This window comes from Pseudomonas izuensis, from assembly GCF_009861505.1.
Lineage (GTDB): Bacteria > Pseudomonadota > Gammaproteobacteria > Pseudomonadales > Pseudomonadaceae > Aquipseudomonas > Aquipseudomonas izuensis.
The window spans coordinates 353,702-368,409 of record NZ_WTFT01000011.1; the positions used below are offsets into that span (position 1 = coordinate 353,702).

General features: G+C 61.3%; 15 protein-coding genes. 8 read left to right on the forward strand and 7 right to left on the reverse strand.

The genetic code is table 11. From position 1 onward, the window contains the following. Positions 1–281: 281 nt before the first annotated feature. From GPL81_RS12050 to GPL81_RS12065, 4 genes are all read right to left on the reverse strand, one after another. On the reverse strand, positions 282–590 hold the full coding sequence (locus GPL81_RS12050) for a DUF3077 domain-containing protein (protein ID WP_160106878.1): 309 nt from the start codon (positions 588–590) through the stop codon (positions 282–284). A gap of 516 nt (positions 591–1,106) precedes the next feature. Next, a complete protein-coding gene (locus GPL81_RS12055) occupies positions 1,107–2,156 on the reverse strand; it encodes an alkene reductase (protein WP_121103641.1) in 1,050 nt (349 codons plus the stop codon). A gap of 21 nt (positions 2,157–2,177) precedes the next feature. After that, on the reverse strand, positions 2,178–3,344 hold the full coding sequence (locus tag GPL81_RS12060) for an MFS transporter (protein ID WP_096513059.1): 1,167 nt from the start codon (positions 3,342–3,344) through the stop codon (positions 2,178–2,180). 35 nt (positions 3,345–3,379) lie between these two features. Then, positions 3,380–3,682, reverse strand: a complete 303-nt coding sequence (locus GPL81_RS12065) for an ArsR/SmtB family transcription factor (protein WP_160106879.1) — start codon at positions 3,680–3,682, stop codon at positions 3,380–3,382. 171 nt (positions 3,683–3,853) lie between these two features. On the opposite strand from GPL81_RS12065, the gene GPL81_RS12070 reads away from it, so the two are divergent. Next, a complete protein-coding gene (locus tag GPL81_RS12070; RefSeq protein ID WP_160106880.1) occupies positions 3,854–4,423 on the forward strand; it encodes an acyl carrier protein phosphodiesterase in 570 nt (189 codons plus the stop codon). A 108-nt stretch (positions 4,424–4,531) separates the two neighbouring features. On the opposite strand, the gene GPL81_RS12075 is transcribed toward GPL81_RS12070, so the two are convergent. Both GPL81_RS12075 and olsB read right to left on the reverse strand, forming a co-directional pair. Further along, positions 4,532–5,326, reverse strand: a complete 795-nt coding sequence (locus GPL81_RS12075; RefSeq protein ID WP_160106881.1) for a lysophospholipid acyltransferase family protein — start codon at positions 5,324–5,326, stop codon at positions 4,532–4,534. After that, positions 5,326–6,081 (reverse strand): L-ornithine N(alpha)-acyltransferase, encoded by a 756-nt coding sequence (olsB, locus tag GPL81_RS12080; RefSeq protein ID WP_160106882.1) that lies wholly within the window; start codon positions 6,079–6,081, stop codon positions 5,326–5,328. The genes GPL81_RS12075 and olsB overlap by 1 nt, the downstream gene beginning before the upstream one ends. A gap of 155 nt (positions 6,082–6,236) precedes the next feature. On the opposite strand from olsB, the gene GPL81_RS12085 reads away from it, so the two are divergent. The 5 genes from GPL81_RS12085 to GPL81_RS12105 all read left to right on the forward strand — a co-directional run bounded on the left by GPL81_RS12085 (position 6,237) and on the right by GPL81_RS12105 (position 10,705). Next, positions 6,237–7,115 (forward strand): acyl-CoA dehydrogenase family protein, encoded by an 879-nt coding sequence (locus tag GPL81_RS12085; RefSeq protein ID WP_160106883.1) that lies wholly within the window; start codon positions 6,237–6,239, stop codon positions 7,113–7,115. Between the two features lie 197 nt (positions 7,116–7,312). Continuing rightward, positions 7,313–8,407, forward strand: a complete 1,095-nt coding sequence (locus GPL81_RS12090; RefSeq protein ID WP_160106884.1) for a serine hydrolase domain-containing protein — start codon at positions 7,313–7,315, stop codon at positions 8,405–8,407. Next, positions 8,404–8,733, forward strand: a complete 330-nt coding sequence (locus GPL81_RS12095; protein ID WP_160106885.1) for an amidase — start codon at positions 8,404–8,406, stop codon at positions 8,731–8,733. Before GPL81_RS12090 ends, GPL81_RS12095 begins: the two co-directional genes overlap by 4 nt. Before the next feature lie 222 nt (positions 8,734–8,955). Continuing rightward, complete coding sequence (locus tag GPL81_RS12100; protein ID WP_160106886.1) at positions 8,956–9,546, forward strand: YceI family protein; 591 nt, start codon at positions 8,956–8,958, stop codon at positions 9,544–9,546. Position 9,547: 1 nt separating this feature from the next. Next, positions 9,548–10,705: a phospholipase D-like domain-containing protein gene (locus tag GPL81_RS12105; protein ID WP_160106887.1), complete on the forward strand. Its 1,158-nt coding sequence runs from the start codon at positions 9,548–9,550 to the stop codon at positions 10,703–10,705. A 133-nt stretch (positions 10,706–10,838) separates the two neighbouring features. Here the strand turns inward: GPL81_RS12105 and bglX are convergent, their stop codons facing one another. Continuing rightward, positions 10,839–13,130, reverse strand: a complete 2,292-nt coding sequence (bglX, locus tag GPL81_RS12110; protein ID WP_160106888.1) for a beta-glucosidase BglX — start codon at positions 13,128–13,130, stop codon at positions 10,839–10,841. Between the two features lie 261 nt (positions 13,131–13,391). Between bglX and GPL81_RS12115 the strand changes: the two genes are divergently transcribed. Beyond that, positions 13,392–13,997 (forward strand): LemA family protein, encoded by a 606-nt coding sequence (locus GPL81_RS12115; RefSeq protein WP_096513049.1) that lies wholly within the window; start codon positions 13,392–13,394, stop codon positions 13,995–13,997. A 29-nt stretch (positions 13,998–14,026) separates the two neighbouring features. Further along, a partial coding sequence (locus tag GPL81_RS12120; RefSeq protein WP_160106889.1) for a TPM domain-containing protein occupies positions 14,027–14,708 on the forward strand: 682 nt, incomplete at its 3' end.

Below are 14,708 nucleotides of genomic sequence, written 5' to 3' on the forward strand. Positions count from 1 at the left end.
CTCCACTCGGCCTCTCGATGGCGCAAGAAAATCAAAAGCCAAAACAGCCGAGGCGGCCTAGTAGCCGACCTGATTTTGGCAGGCGCCTAAAATACCTGTGGGAGCTGGCTTGCCAGCGATGACGGCCTGCCAGCCGACCTGATTTTACGGATGACCGCGTTCCCCTGTAGGAGCGAGCCTGCTCGCGAAAATCGCCCAGACAACACGGGCATCCAGACAGCCCGCATCATCGTTGACGTCCATCGCGAGCAGAGCTTGCTCCTACAAAAAATGAGCTATCACTATTGCGCGGCACCCTTGCGCTTGCGATCTGCCCCTCGCTCCAGCACCTTCGTCACATCATCAATCACGGCTTTGCTCATCACCGTCAGATAATGCGCGGCCCAGGCATGGCGGTCGGTGTCTTTTGCGTAGGCGGCATCCACCGTGAGCTCTTTGGCGAGGAATAATAGATTGGAGGCTTGGGCCAGTGCGTCGACGATGGGGACGTCTCGGCAGACGTGGAACAATGGTTGATTCGAGAGGTACAGGAAGGGGGTGAAACCGGCGGTTTTCAGTTCTGTGGGTGACGGTTGATTTGCGTTGGTCATGGTGCAACTCCTGACTTGAGGAGCTACCACGTTCGTTTCCAAGCGAATGGTGGCAGCTGTACGCAGGTTGGAAAACCGGAAGTCAAGGAAACCGGCACGCCCAAAGGCGTCCCACGCACAGCTGCCATAACACAAGGGTGCGGATGAACTGACGTCCGCAGTTGTGATGGGGCTGTTGCGTTTGACTTGACGGGTTTCCAAGCCCGATCGCTGAATGGTCATCGACGTCCGGAGACTATCCCGTCAAAGAAAAGCGCAACAAGGCATCAAAGTGCCCAAAAGCGAGATTCGGAGTTTGCCTACAAGGTCCTGCGGAGTCATCCGATATTGCACCTGCGAAATTAAACGCAATCCAACTGCAGGAGCGAGCCTGCTCGCGAAAAACGTCCCGACAACCCGGTCATCCAGACAGGGCGCGTTATCGCTGACGCCCATCGCGAGCAAGCTTGCTCCTACAGAAACGCAAAAGCCCCGGCTCTTTCGAGTCCGGGGCTTTTGCGTTTCAGGGGCTGACGATTACAACGTCGGATAGTCGATATAACCCACCGGCCCCTTGCCGTAGAACAGTTCCGGACGCGCCTCGTTCAGCGGCGCATCGGCCTTCAAGCGAGCCGGCAAATCCGGGTTGGCGATGAACGGCACACCGAAGGCCACTGCATCAGCCTTGCCGGCAGCCAGCCAGGCATTGGCGCTGTCCTTGGTGAAGCGTTCGTTGATGATGTACGGGCCGCCGAAGGCTTCCTTGATCTGTGGGCCGAGACTGTCGGCGCCTTCTTTCTCGCGGGAGCAGATGAACGCGATGCCGCGTTTGCCCAGTTCACGAGCCACATAGGTGAAGGTTTCGGCCAGGTTGTCGTCGCCCATGTCATGGGAGTCGGCACGCGGGGACAGGTGCACGCCGACACGGCCGGCGCCCCAGACTTCAATCGCTGCATCGGTCACTTCCAGCAACAGGCGCGCACGGTTTTCCAGGGAGCCGCCGTACTGGTCGGTGCGTTGGTTGGTGCTGCTTTGCAGGAACTGGTCGAGCAGGTAGCCGTTGGCGCCGTGGATTTCCACGCCGTCGAACCCGGCGGCCTTGGCGTTTTCGGCACCGACGCGATAAGCATCGACGATGTCGGCAATTTCAGCGGTTTCCAGGGCGCGCGGGGTCGGGTAGTCGGCCAATGGGCGAACCAGGCTGACGTGACCTTTGGGCTGAATGGCGCTCGGGGCGACCGGTTTTTCGCCGTTCAGGTACGACTCGTGGGAAACCCGGCCGACGTGCCACAGTTGCAGGAAGATCTTGCCGCCCGCGCCGTGGATGGCTTTGGTCACATTGGTCCAGCCACGCACTTGATCGTTGGACCAGATGCCCGGGGTGTCCGGGTAGCCGACGCCCATCGGGGTCACCGAGGTGGCCTCGCTGAGGATCAGGCCGGCCGATGCACGTTGAACGTAATACTCGGCCATCAACGCGTTGGGCACGCGGCCTTCGTCGGCGCGGCAACGGGTCAGCGGGGCCATGATGATGCGGTTGGCCAGTTCGAGGTCGCCCAGTTTGATCGGATCAAAAATAGTCGTCATTTAATAGCTCTCTTATGGAGATCAGTTAGTCGCTGGAGCCAGTTCGGGATTACCGCTCTGACGGAAAGTGATCAGGGTCGCCAGCAGGGCGAGTACCGCCAGTGCGGCGGCCGCGAGGGGCACGCTGGTCAAGCCGAAACCGTGGGCGATGACGCTGCCGCCGACCCAGGCGCCCAGGGCGTTGCCGACGTTGAACGCGCCGATGTTCAGGGTCGATACCAGGTTCGGTGCCGCCTTGCCGTAGGTCACCACGTTGACTTGCAGGGCAGGCACGGCGGCGAAACACGCGGTGGCCCAGAGGAACAGGGTGATTTCGGTCGGGATCAGCGCGACGCTGGTCCAGGTCAGCACCGTGGACACCACGGCCATCGAGACGAAGACACCAATCAGCGTCGCAGCCAGGCCTTTGTCAGCCAGTTTGCCGCCGATGATGTTGCCCACGGTCAGGCCGAGGCCGATCAGCATCAGGGTCCAGGTCACGCCACGGGGCGAGACACCGGTGACTTCGCCCAGCAGCGGTGCGACGTAGGTGAACAGGGTGAACACCGAGGCGGCGAACAGCGCGGTCATGCTCAGGGACAACCAGATACCGGCGCCTTTGAGGGCACGCAGTTCGGCGCGCATGTCGAGTTTCTCTTCGTCACGTTTGGCCGGCAGGAAACGAATCAGGCCGATCAGCGCGATCACACCGATCACGGTCACCGCCCAGAAGGTCGAGCGCCAGCCGGCTTGTTGACCGAGCGCAGTGCCCAGCGGCACGCCGAGGACGTTGGCCAGGGTCAGGCCGGTGAACATCAGGGCCACAGCCGAGGCGCGTTTGTTGGCGGGCACCAGGCCTGCCGCCACGACCGAACCGATACCAAAGAAAGCACCGTGGCAGAGGGCGGTGACGACACGGGCAAACATCAGCACGTTGTAATCACTGGCCACCGCGCAGAGCAGGTTGCCGACAATGAAAATGCCCATCAACGCCACCAGGGCGGCCTTGCGTGGCAGCCGGGCGGTGGCCAGCGCCATGAACGGCGCACCAATGGCCACGCCGAGTGCGTAACCGGTCACCAGCCAGCCGGCGCCGGGGATCGACACACCGAGGTCGGCCGCCACGTTAGGCAGCAAGCCCATGATGACGAACTCGGTGGTGCCGATGGCGAAGGCGCTTAACGCCAGAATGAGTAGCGAGAGGGGCATTGTTTAATTCCTTGTCGGCCGGCTGACGTGAAGGGTCAGAGCTCTTTACTGAAGATGCGGAGGAACTCCTGAATGGTTTCCTCATTGCGTTTGAAAAAGTGCCACTGGCCGACTTTGCGGCTGCTGATCAGGCCGGCGCGTTGCAGGGTCGCCAGGTGTGCGGACACCGTGGACTGCGACAGATTGCAACGTTGATCGATTTGCCCGGCGCAAACGCCGTGCTCGTTGCTGTGTGACTGGTCGGGGAATTCGACGGTCGGGTCTTTCAGCCAGTGCAGGATTTCTCGCCGTACCGGGTGCGCCAGGGCTTTTATTATTTCGTCGAGGTCAAGGTTCATGGTCGGGGGCTCGTGATTAGTAAAACGCTATATCGCGATGAAGCGAACTTTAAATCGGTATTTCGCGATATACCAATATGATTTCGATCTGACGACCGAGCAAATCGGTATATCGGGTTATAACGATACGTTGATTGTAAAGAAACAAGGGCGCAGTGCTAAGCTGCGCCCATGAACTATCTCGCACATCTTCACCTCGGTGGCCAGCGCCCCGGTCAATTGCTCGGCAGTCTGTATGGCGATTTCGTCAAGGGACGGCTGCAAGGGCAGTTCGATCCGGAAATCGAATCGGCCATCCAGTTGCATCGCAGCATCGACGTCTTCACCGACCGCCATCCGTTGGTGGATGCCTCGTTGTCGCGCTTTTCCCTGACGCGCCGGCGTTACGCCGGGATCGTCCTCGACGTGTTTTTCGACCACTGCCTGGCAAGGGACTGGGCGTTGTACGCGGACCGGCCATTGGAGCTGTTCACCTCGGACGTGTACCGGGTGTTGTCCAGTCAGCCGCAACTGCCCGAGCGCCTGGCGAGGATCGCGCCGCACATGGTGGCCAATGACTGGTTGGGTTCCTATCGGGAATTTGAAGTGCTTGAGCAGGTGTTGCGGGGGATTTCGCGGCGCTTGACCCGGCCGGAGGAACTGGCCGCTGCGATGCAGGAGTTGCGGGTGTTGTATGAGCCGTTGAGCGAGGATTTCCGGTTGTTCTATCCGCAGCTTCAGGCATTCGCCCAAAACCGCTGACAGCAACCCCTGTGGGAGCAAAGCTTGCTCGCGATGAACGATAACGCGGTCTTCAGTTAAACCGCAGTGATCCCATCGCGAGCAAGCTTTGCTCCCACAGAAAAGCGCTTATGCGGCGATCAGTTCGCCTGCACGCCGTGGTTCCGAAGGTTTCGTCACTTCGCCAAACAACGCCTTCTGCACCGCCTGCTGCGCTTCGAACGCCAGCGCGGCACGTTCACGGCCTTCGCAAGGGATCGGCTTGAGCAGATGGATTTCCACACCGCCGCGATCATTGGCAAATAACCGCATCAGGTGCGACAGCAAATCATCATCGCCAATGAACGGTGCCAGCGTATCGGGTTCGCCTTCGCGCACATAGCGGATCGCCACCGGTTGCAGTTTCACCTCGGAATCAATCGCCGCCGACAGCAGGCGACCGTGGAAGGTGCGCAGGGAGCGGCCATCGGTGGTGGTGCCTTCCGGGAACATCAGCAGCGGATGTTCTTGTTGCAGATGGCGGGTCATCTGTTTGCGGATCAACTGGCTGTCGCCCGACCCGCGACGGATGAACAGGCTGCCGGCCTTGGCCGCCAGCCAGCCCGCGACCGGCCAAGTGCGTACTTCGGCCTTGGACAGGAACGACAACGGCGTGAGCATCCCCAGCAGCGGGATGTCGGTCCAGGACACGTGGTTGCTGACCCACAACATCGGCGTCTTCGGCAACTCACCGTGTACGGTCACATCGAAGGGCAGGGCATTGCTCAGGCGCGCCATGAAAAACCGCGACCAGCGCTGGCGGCGGACCATCGAGTGAGCCAGGCCCAGGCGTTCGAACACACCGAACACGCTGGCCATGCTCAGGCCGAGCGCCACCACCAGCAGCACCCGGGCGATTCGCGCGTACACGCGCAACCGGCGCATTACACGGCCGCCTTGAAGTGTTTGGCGTAGCGCGGGCAGAGTTCGTCGCGCTTGAGCAGAATGAACACGTCCGCGACCTGGAAGTCCTCGTCCCAGCACGGCTCGCCGCAAATTTTCGCCCCCAGGCGCATGTAAGCCTTGAGCAGTGGCGGCATTTCAGCGATCACGTTGGAAGGAATATCCAGGGTCGGCAGCGGTTTTTTCGGTTCGGCCCGCAGGTGTTCGGTGCACAGGTAGCGTTCGCGCAGGCGCTGCATGATCGCATGGGCCTGGATGCCACCGTCCTGCATCGGGATGCTCGCGCAACCCATCAAATAGCTGTAGCCGCCCTGGTTCAGCACTTCGGCCAGTTCGCCCCACAGCACGGCAATGGTGCCGCCGTTACGGTAGGCCGGATCGACGCAGGTGCGACCGATTTCCAGGATCGGGCCTTGCAGATGGACCAGGCCATGCAAGCTGAATTCTTCTTCGCTGTAGAACTTGCCCAGGCTGCTGGCGGCCGTGTGGTCGAGCAGTCGGGTGGTTGCCACCAGGCGGCCGGTGTTCAAGTCACGCACGCCGATGTGGTTGCAATGAACATCGTAGTCATCCATGTCCAGACCCAGCTCCGCGCCCTTCAGCTTGGCGTTGAATTCGCCGCTGAATACGTTGAAACGCAAGGCCTGTGCTTCTTGCAGAGCCTCGGCGCCCACCAGGCGTTCGGCTTGCAGGCGGCGTTCGTTGCCGGTGTCGCTGATGCGGGCGATCTGAGTCATGGCGAATCTCCGTGCGGGCTGCTCACCCGTCTTTGGGTTACAGCGGATCGACTTTCTTTATCCAGCCTTGTTGTGCAAAGTCAGGCTATGTAGCCCCGGTGTCATCGCCGTTAAGCTTTGGTGATGCTTATATGACAGCCCACAAGGAGCCTCTTATGCCCTGGCAAACCCTCTTGAAACGCCACGATCGCTTACCCGCCGACCCGGACCTGGGCGAAGGGTTCGTGACGCTGTTGCAGCTGTTGGGCAACGTCACCCCGTTTGAATTGGCCGTGGCCGGTGGGCGCCTGATGGCAACGCCGGGGCTGGCGTTTCTGGTGGGGTATCAGGCGGCGTTGCGCATGCTCTGGCCGAGCGCGCCGATGAGCCTCGGTGCGCTGTGTGCCACCGAGCAACGCAGCCTGCGAGTGGCGGACATGCAGACCCGTCTGCGGGATTTGCGCTTGAGCGGGCAAAAGGATTTCGTCACCGCTGGCGATGCCGCCGACTGGCTATTGATCGCCGCCCGCAGCGAACAACCCGGCGACGATCCGCGCCTGAGCCTGGCGGTGGTCTATCCCGATGAGCCGGGCGTGCGGGTGGAGAAACTGCCGACGATCCCCTTGATGCCGGACATCAGCCATGGCCGGTTGTTTCTGGATAACGCGCTGTGTGAATTGCTGGCGGGGGATGGCTGGGATGCGTATGTCAAACCGTTCCGCACCCTGGAAGACATCTGTGTACTTAGTGCCATGACCGCCTGGTTGTATGGTGTCGGTCAGGACAGCGACTGGCCGCAAACCCTGCAACTGCGCTTGCTGGCGTTGCTGGCCGGTTGCGCGGAGGTCAGTCGTCAGGCCCCGGGCAGCCCGGCCGGGCATGTGTTACTCGGTGGATTGTTTGCGCAGTTCGAGGCGCTCAAGGCTGAGGTGAATGAAGCGCTGGCCGAGGGACCGCCGGAGTGGGCGGCGATGTGGCAGCGGGATCAGGCGGTGATGGATCTGGCAGCGGGGGCGCGGGGCAAGCGGTTGGCCAAGGCGTTGTTGTCGATCTGACGGGCCTCATCGCGGGCAAGCCTTGCTCCCACAGGATTAGAGTCGTATTAGATATTCGCGACAGACGATGAACCTGTGGGAGCAAGGCTTGTCGGATCGCCGCACCGCCGCGATGGGGGCCTCAATGGCAACACAAATCCCGGAACTGTCATCAACCTCGACTAGGCTCACCAGGTTCATCCCCAAGAGCCCCGGCCATGTTCAAAGGCTTGTCCCTGTTTTTCATCCTGCTGGTCAGTCTCACGACCCGTGCCGAACAGTGGCCCGCCGAGCAATGGCCGACCGGCCCGGCCATCACTGGGCCTGCGCTTGAAGCGCTTGAACACTATGCCTTCGCGCCCCGCGATGAAACCACCCGCCAAGGCATCCGCACCGACGCCTTGCTGGTGATCCGTGACGGCCAGTTGATCTACGAACGCTACGCCGGTCCGACCACCGCCGAGACACCGCACCTGACCTGGTCGATCAGCAAGAGCCTGATGGCCACGGTCCTCGGCGTGGCCTATGGTGAAGGCCGGTTCAAACTTCAGGATCCGGTCGCCCAATTCTATCCCCCCCTGCAAAAACACCCGGACATGACCCTGGCCGACTTGCTGCACTGGGCTTCCGGCCTCGATTGGCAGGAAGACTATGAATACGCCCCGCTGAAATCCTCGGTGGTGGCCATGCTCTACACCCGTGGCCACCCGGACATGGCCGCGTTCACCGCCGATCATGGCACCTACGCCGCACCGGGGCAGGCGTTCCGTTATTCCAGCGGTGACACCAATCTGTTGTCCGCCGCGCTGAAAACCATCGTTGGCCCGGACCACTATGCGGACTATCCGTGGACGGCTTTGTTCGAGCCATTGGGCATTCACCATGCAGTGTGGGAAACCGACGCCGCAGGCACATTTGTCGCCTCGTCCTACGCCTACCTCACTGCTCGGGACCTGGCCCGCATCGGCCTGTTGATGGCCCGCGACGGGCGCTGGGGCGAGCGGCAATTGCTGCCCAGGGACTGGATCGCATTCAACCGCGAGCCGTTCGCCCACTATCAGGCCAACCAGGATGATGCGGTTCCCGGCGGACACTGGTGGCTCAATCGTGCAACGGACGGGGCCGCCCGACCCTGGCCCGATGCCCCCGCCGATACCTTCGCCGCACTGGGGCATTGGGGCCAGGCGATGTACGTGATTCCCGGCGAACATCTGGTGATCGTGCGCTACGGCGATGACCGGGATGGCAGCTATCGACACAACGAACTGCTCAAGCTCGCGCTCAAGGCCTTCGCCGCGAAGGTGCAGCCATGAACCGTCGCGGCTTTGTGCGTCGCCGGCCGTTCAGCACGTTGCTGTTGATCCTGCTGGTCGCCTTGCTCGGTTGGGGCTGGCAGGAGCGGGTGGCGCTTGGGGCTTTCCCGGACATCATCAGCGCCTACACCGCCAAGGAATATTGCTCGTGCCGATATGTGATGAGCAACGACGCGGGGTATTGCCACAGCTACGTGAAACAGTGGCTGCCCACCAGCGACTTTACCGAGGACACCGCGAACAAGCGCATCACCGTCAGTGGCATGGGGCGCAGCAACAGCGCTGTGTGGATTGGTGAGCGCCAGGGCTGCCGCCTGCAGCCCTGAATTTGGTAACGCTCATTGTGGCGAGGGAACTTTTGTGGCGAGGGGATTTATCCCCGTTGGGTCGCGAAGCGGCCCTCTGCATTTTTTCAGTCATACCAAATCGCAGGATCTGCGACTGCTTCGCAGCCGAACGGGGATAAATCCCCTCGCCACAAAGGAAAGTTTGCAACTTGTGACAAGCCAGTTAAGGTTCGTGCAGGTTTATTTTCAGCATGAGTCCCTATGTTCAAGCGGTCTGTCACCCAAACCCTCGCCATCCTGCTGCTGGCCGGCGCCTCGCAGTCGGCCCGGGCCGATTGGTATCTGGACGGTGAGTCTTCACGGCTGTCGTTTGTCAGCACCAAAAACGCCAACATTTCCGAAGTGCAACGCTTTCTGGTACTGCACGGCAAGGTCGATCCCAAAGGGCTGGCCGAGGTGGAAGTCGAGCTCGATTCAATCAACAGCGGCATCCCGTTGCGCGATGAGCGCATGCGCAAGGACCTGTTCGAAGTCCAGACCTTTTCCGAGGCGCTGATCACCACTCAGATCGATCTGCGCCCGATCAACGACCTCGCCTCCGGCGCGCAACTGGAATTGCGCCTGCCGCTGACCGTCGATCTGCATGGCAAGCAACACACCTACAACGCCGAACTGCTGGCCACGCGTCTCGATGACCGGCGTTTCCAGGTGGTGACCCTGGAACCGCTGGTGATCAATGCCGAAGACTTCGACCTGGCGCCAGGCCTGGATGCGCTGCGCAAGGTCGCTGGCCTGTCCGCCATCAGTCTGTCGGTACCGGTGGGTGCGGTGCTGATCTTTACGGCGCGTTGACATGGCCGGCGCAATCTTTCCCTGGCGTGAAGGCAACCACTTCGAACTGCTGATCGACGGCCCGCAGTTCTTCCCGCGCATGCTGGTGGCGATTGCCCGTGCCGAAGAACAGGTCGAACTGGAGTTGTACCTGGTGGAGGCGGGCGCCTGCGCCGAGGCCATGGTGCAGGCGTTGGTCCAGGCAGCCGAACGTGGAGTGCGGGTGCGTTGCCTGTTCGATGATTACGGCAGCCTGGCTTTCACCCTGACCTTGCGTCAGCGCCTGATGGCGGCCGGGGTCGAGCTGCGTTTCTACAATCGCCTGAGCTGGCGGCGCTGGGTCGGCAACTTTTACCGTGATCACCGCAAGCTGTTGCTGGTGGATCAATCCATGGCCGTGGTCGGCGGCACCGGCGTGACCGATGAGTTCTGGACGCCGGGTGAAGAGGTCAGCGAGTGGCATGAAGTGATGGTGGAAATCACCGGCCCGCTGGTGCTCGACTGGCAGTTGCTGTTCGACCGCCAATGGATCGCCAACCGCCATCGCCGCGCGTGGAAGCCCGCTTCGCATTTCGGCCTGCCGCGTCTGCCTCGGGTGCCGTCTACGGGCGAGGGCATGGGCCGGGTTGCCTACGCTGACGCCCGTCAGCACCGGGACATCCTGCAATCGCTGATTCGCGCGTTGAACAGCGGCCAGCGACGGATCTGGCTGGCCACGCCGTATTTTCTGCCGACCTGGAAAGTCCGCCGCTCCCTGCGCCGTGCGGCATCCCGAGGTGTCGATGTGCGGCTGCTGCTGACCGGGCCGCGCACCGATCACCCTTCAGTGCGCTACGCCGGGCATCGTTACTACCCGCGACTGCTCAAGGCCGGGGTGCAGATTTTCGAGTACCAGCCGTGTTTCCTGCACCTGAAAATGGTCCTGATTGATGATTGGGTGAGCATCGGTTCGTGCAATTTCGATCACTGGAATCTGCGCTTCAACCTCGAAGCCAATCTCGAAGCCCTCGACCCCGGACTGACCCAGGCAGTGGCGGCGAGTTTCGAAAGGGACTTTGCCCTGAGCCAGGAAGTCAGCCTGGAGGCATGGCAACGCCGGCCATTGTGGCGGCGGGTCAAGCAGCGGGTGTGGGGATGGGTGGATCGGGTGGTGGTGAATCTGCTGGATCGGCGGGGTTAGTCGCTACACCCTAAAACCACTGTAGGAGCGAGCCTGCTCGCGATGAGGCCATCACATTCAACATCATTGTTGACTGTCAGGCCGCCATCGCGAGCAGGCTCGCTCCTACAGGTTTGTTGCGGTGTTTCAGGAATTACAGCAATTCAAAGCTCTGCTGCGTCACGTTCTCTGAATCCAGGCCGATCTGCACGTTGAACTTGCCCGGCTCTGCAGCGTACTTGAGCTGGGCGTTGTAGAACTTCAGGTCGTCCTCGGTGATGGTGAAGTGCACGACTGTCTGTTCGCCGGCCTTGACCATCACTTTCTGGAAGTTCTTCAGTTCCTTGATCGGGCGGATCATCGAGCCGGCCACGTCCTGGATGTACAACTGCACCACGGTTTCGCCATCGCGCTTGCCGGTGTTTTTCACCGTGACACTGGCGTCGAGTTTGCCGGTCTTGTTCAGCGTGGTCGACGACAGCGCCATGTCGCTCAGGCTGAAATCGGTGTAGCTCAGGCCATAACCGAACGGGTACAGAGGGCCGGTGGTGTCATCGAAATACTGCGAGGTGTAGTTGCCGGGTTTGCCCGGGGTGAACGGCCGGCCGATGGTCAGGTGGTTGTAGTAGGTCGGAATCTGGCCGACCGAACGCGGGATAGAGATCGGCAGTTTGCCCGACGGGTTGTAGTCGCCGAACAGCACATCGGCGATGGCGTTGCCGCCCTCGGTGCCGCTGAACCAGGTTTCCAGGATCGCGTCGGCCTGTTCTTTCTCTTCGAGGATCGTCAGTGGCCGGCCGTTCATCAACACCAGCACCAGCGGTTTGCCGGTGGCTTTCAGGGCACGGATCAGCTCGCGCTGGTTTTCCGGGATGTTCAGGTCGGTACGGCTCGACGATTCGTGGGACATGCCACGGGATTCGCCGACGGCGGCAATCACGACATCAGCGTCTTTGGCCGCTTTCACGGCTTCGTCGATCAGCACGTTGGCCGGCCGCGGATCATCCACCACCTCCGGCGCATCGAAGTTGAGGAAGTTCAGGTAGCCGAGGATTTTCGGGTCGCTGGTAATGTTGGCGCCACGGGCGTAGATCAGCTTCGATTGCGCACCCAGGGCGTTGGTCATGCCGTCGAACAGGGTCACCGATTGCGCCGGTTTACCGGCGGCGGCCCAGCTGCCCATCATGTCGATCGGGGCCTTGGCCAGCGGGCCGACCAGGGCGATTTTTGCGGTTTTCTTCAGTGGCAGGGTCTCGCCCTGGTTTTTCAGCAGCACCAGGCTGCGGCGCGCCACATCACGGGCTTCGGCACGGTGCAGGCGGCTGTCGGCGTAGGTGTCGGCCGGATCATCCTCGGCCTTGCCGATGCGCAGGTACGGGTCCTTGAACAGGCCCATGTCGTACTTGGCGTCCAGCACCGCACGCACGGCGTTGTCGATGTCGCTCTGCTGGATCTCACCGGACTTCAACAGCCCCGGCAGCTCCTTGCCGTACAGGGTGTCGTTCATGCTCATGTGGATGCCGGCCTTGATCGCCAGCTTCGCCGCTTCGCGACCGTCGGCGGCGACACCGTGCTTGATCAGCTCGAAAATCGCCCCGTGGTCGCTGACCGCCAGGCCCTTGAAGCCCCATTCCTTGCGCAGCAGATCGTTCATCAGCCAGGTGTTGGCCGTGGCCGGCACGCCGTTGATCGAGTTCAGCGCGACCATCACCCCGCCAGCACCGGCGTCGATGGCCGCACGGTACGGTGGCAGGTAATCCTGGTACATCTTGACCGGGCTCATGTCGACGACGTTGTAGTCGCGACCGCCCTCGACCGCACCGTACAAGGCGAAGTGCTTGACGCTGGCCATGATGCTATCGGCGGCGTTGGCGCCAGTACCCTGGAAGGCCTTGACCATCACGCCGGCAATGCGCGACACCAGGTAGGTGTCTTCGCCGAAACCTTCGGAGGTACGGCCCCAGCGCGGGTCTCGGGAGATGTCGACCATGGGCGCGAAGGTGATGTCGAGGCTGTCGGCCGCGGCTTCCTTGGCGGCGATGCGCCCGGACAGGCCGATGGCGTCCATGTCCCAGCTCGACGCCAGGGCCAGCGGGATCGGGAAAATGGTGCGATGGCCGTGGATCACGTCATAGGCGAAGAACATCGGGATCTTCAACCGGCTGCGCATGGCCGCGTCCTGCATCGGGCGGTTTTCCGGGCGGGTGATCGAGTTGAACGTACCGCCGATATTGCCCGCCGCGATTTCCTTGCGGATCAGCTCCCGGGGCATTTCCGGGCCGATGCTGATCAGGCGCAACTGGCCGATTTTTTCATCGAGGGTCATTTGCTTCATCAGGTTGCTGACGAAGGCTTCCTTGTTCTCCAGAGGTGCGGGCGTCGTGGCGGCCAATACGTTATGACTGGCCAGGCTGACGAACAGGCCCAGCAAACACAGCTTCTTCATGAATTGTTTTCTCAAGGGCCCAAACGGCGATGGACTCGCCGGCCAGCCAAAATTTAGGGAGCGTCTATTGTTGTTCGGGTGGCTTTCCAAATACGGCAGTCGAAAAACGACAGTCGGATTCCGGGTGTGTTTTTTTGCGCAGGGCATCTTTTAGCCCATTGCCCCGATCCAATCCAGTGGCGCGGGCGATTATGCCCCAAGAGCCGGTCGAGAGGGTTGCCGGTTGTTTTTTCCATGAAATGTGAAGGGAGTATCACTCTGATGAATGTTCCACAGTCATACCGGTCGCGGCTGCAAATCGCCACGTTGCTGGTGCTGGCCACGTTGCTGACCGCCTGCGGCATCAACAACATCCCGACCCTCGATGAGCAGGCCAAGGCGGCCTGGGGCCAGGTGCAGAACCAGTATCAGCGCCGTGCCGACCTGATCCCCAACCTGGTGGAAACCGTCAAGGGCTACGCCGCCCATGAAAAAGACACCCTGACCGCCGTCATCGAGGCCCGGGCCAAGGCTACTTCGATCCAGGTCGACGCCTCCACATTGGATAACCCTGAAAAACTCAAGCAGTACCAGCAGGCCCAGGATCAACTCAGTGGCGCCTTGAGCCGCTTGATGGTGGTGTCCGAGCGCTATCCGGACCTGAAGGCCAACCAGAACTTCCTCGCCCTGCAATCGCAGCTTGAAGGCACCGAAAACCGCATCAGCGTGGCGCGGCGCGATTTCATCCTGGCGGTGCAGAAGTACAACACCGAGATCCGCACGTTTCCCGGCCGCCTGTGGCACAGCGTGATGTACAGCAACCTGCCGGTTCGCGAGACCTTCGAGGCCACGCCGGGTTCGGAGAAACCGCCTGAGGTCAAATTCTGAATACTGAAGTTGTCCCGATGAGGTTGCCCATGCGCGTGTTGAAAACTGGCCTGGTGCTGTTGCTGTGGGTGTTCGCACTGGCAGCCCAGGCCGAATTGAAGTTTCCGGAGCTGACCGGGCGGGTGGTGGATAACGCCGGGATGATTGAGCCCTCGGTGCGCGAGCAGTTGACGCAACAGCTTCAGGCCCATGAGAAGGTCACCGGTGAACAGTTGGTGATAGTGACGTTGCCGGATTTGCAGGGCACCGACATTGCCGACTTCGGCTATCAACTGGGCCGCTACTGGGGCATCGGCCAGAAAGACAAAAACAACGGCGCGTTGCTGATCGTGGCCCGTGACGAGCGCAAGCTGCGCATTGAAGTCGGCTATGGCCTGGAAGATCGCCTGACCGACGCGCAGAGTTCGGTCATCATCAATCAGGTGATGACCCCGGCGTTCAAGGCCGGCAATTACAGCAAGGGCATCAGCGACGGCGTGGCGGCGATGTTGGTGGTGCTGGGCGGTAATCCGCTGGACGAGCCGTCGACGGTGTATGACTCCGGCGGCGACCCGAACGACGATTTCGTCTCGCGGCATCCGGGGCTGTTCGTATTTTTAGTGTTGTTGTTCATCTTGACGGTGTTTGTCTGCCAGATGCTCGGTATCCTTCCCGCCGGTCGCGGTGGTTTCTGTCTGTTTTACAAATCTCCGAGCCCACGATACCTCTCTA

Coding starts and splice junctions, on each gene's coding strand:
- GPL81_RS12065 (WP_160106879.1), bottom strand. CDS start 3,682: ATGAACCTTGACCTCGACGAAATAATAAAAGCCCTGGCGCACCCGGTA.
- GPL81_RS12105 (WP_160106887.1), top strand. CDS start 9,548: ATGGCCGGCGCAATCTTTCCCTGGCGTGAAGGCAACCACTTCGAACTG.
- GPL81_RS12070 (WP_160106880.1), top strand. CDS start 3,854: ATGAACTATCTCGCACATCTTCACCTCGGTGGCCAGCGCCCCGGTCAA.
- GPL81_RS12050 (WP_160106878.1), bottom strand. CDS start 590: ATGACCAACGCAAATCAACCGTCACCCACAGAACTGAAAACCGCCGGT.
- GPL81_RS12100 (WP_160106886.1), top strand. CDS start 8,956: ATGTTCAAGCGGTCTGTCACCCAAACCCTCGCCATCCTGCTGCTGGCC.
- GPL81_RS12115 (WP_096513049.1), top strand. CDS start 13,392: ATGAATGTTCCACAGTCATACCGGTCGCGGCTGCAAATCGCCACGTTG.
- GPL81_RS12075 (WP_160106881.1), bottom strand. CDS start 5,326: ATGCGCCGGTTGCGCGTGTACGCGCGAATCGCCCGGGTGCTGCTGGTG.
- olsB (WP_160106882.1), bottom strand. CDS start 6,081: ATGACTCAGATCGCCCGCATCAGCGACACCGGCAACGAACGCCGCCTG.
- bglX (WP_160106888.1), bottom strand. CDS start 13,130: ATGAAGAAGCTGTGTTTGCTGGGCCTGTTCGTCAGCCTGGCCAGTCAT.
- GPL81_RS12095 (WP_160106885.1), top strand. CDS start 8,404: ATGAACCGTCGCGGCTTTGTGCGTCGCCGGCCGTTCAGCACGTTGCTG.
- GPL81_RS12090 (WP_160106884.1), top strand. CDS start 7,313: ATGTTCAAAGGCTTGTCCCTGTTTTTCATCCTGCTGGTCAGTCTCACG.
- GPL81_RS12060 (WP_096513059.1), bottom strand. CDS start 3,344: ATGCCCCTCTCGCTACTCATTCTGGCGTTAAGCGCCTTCGCCATCGGC.
- GPL81_RS12085 (WP_160106883.1), top strand. CDS start 6,237: ATGCCCTGGCAAACCCTCTTGAAACGCCACGATCGCTTACCCGCCGAC.
- GPL81_RS12055 (WP_121103641.1), bottom strand. CDS start 2,156: ATGACGACTATTTTTGATCCGATCAAACTGGGCGACCTCGAACTGGCC.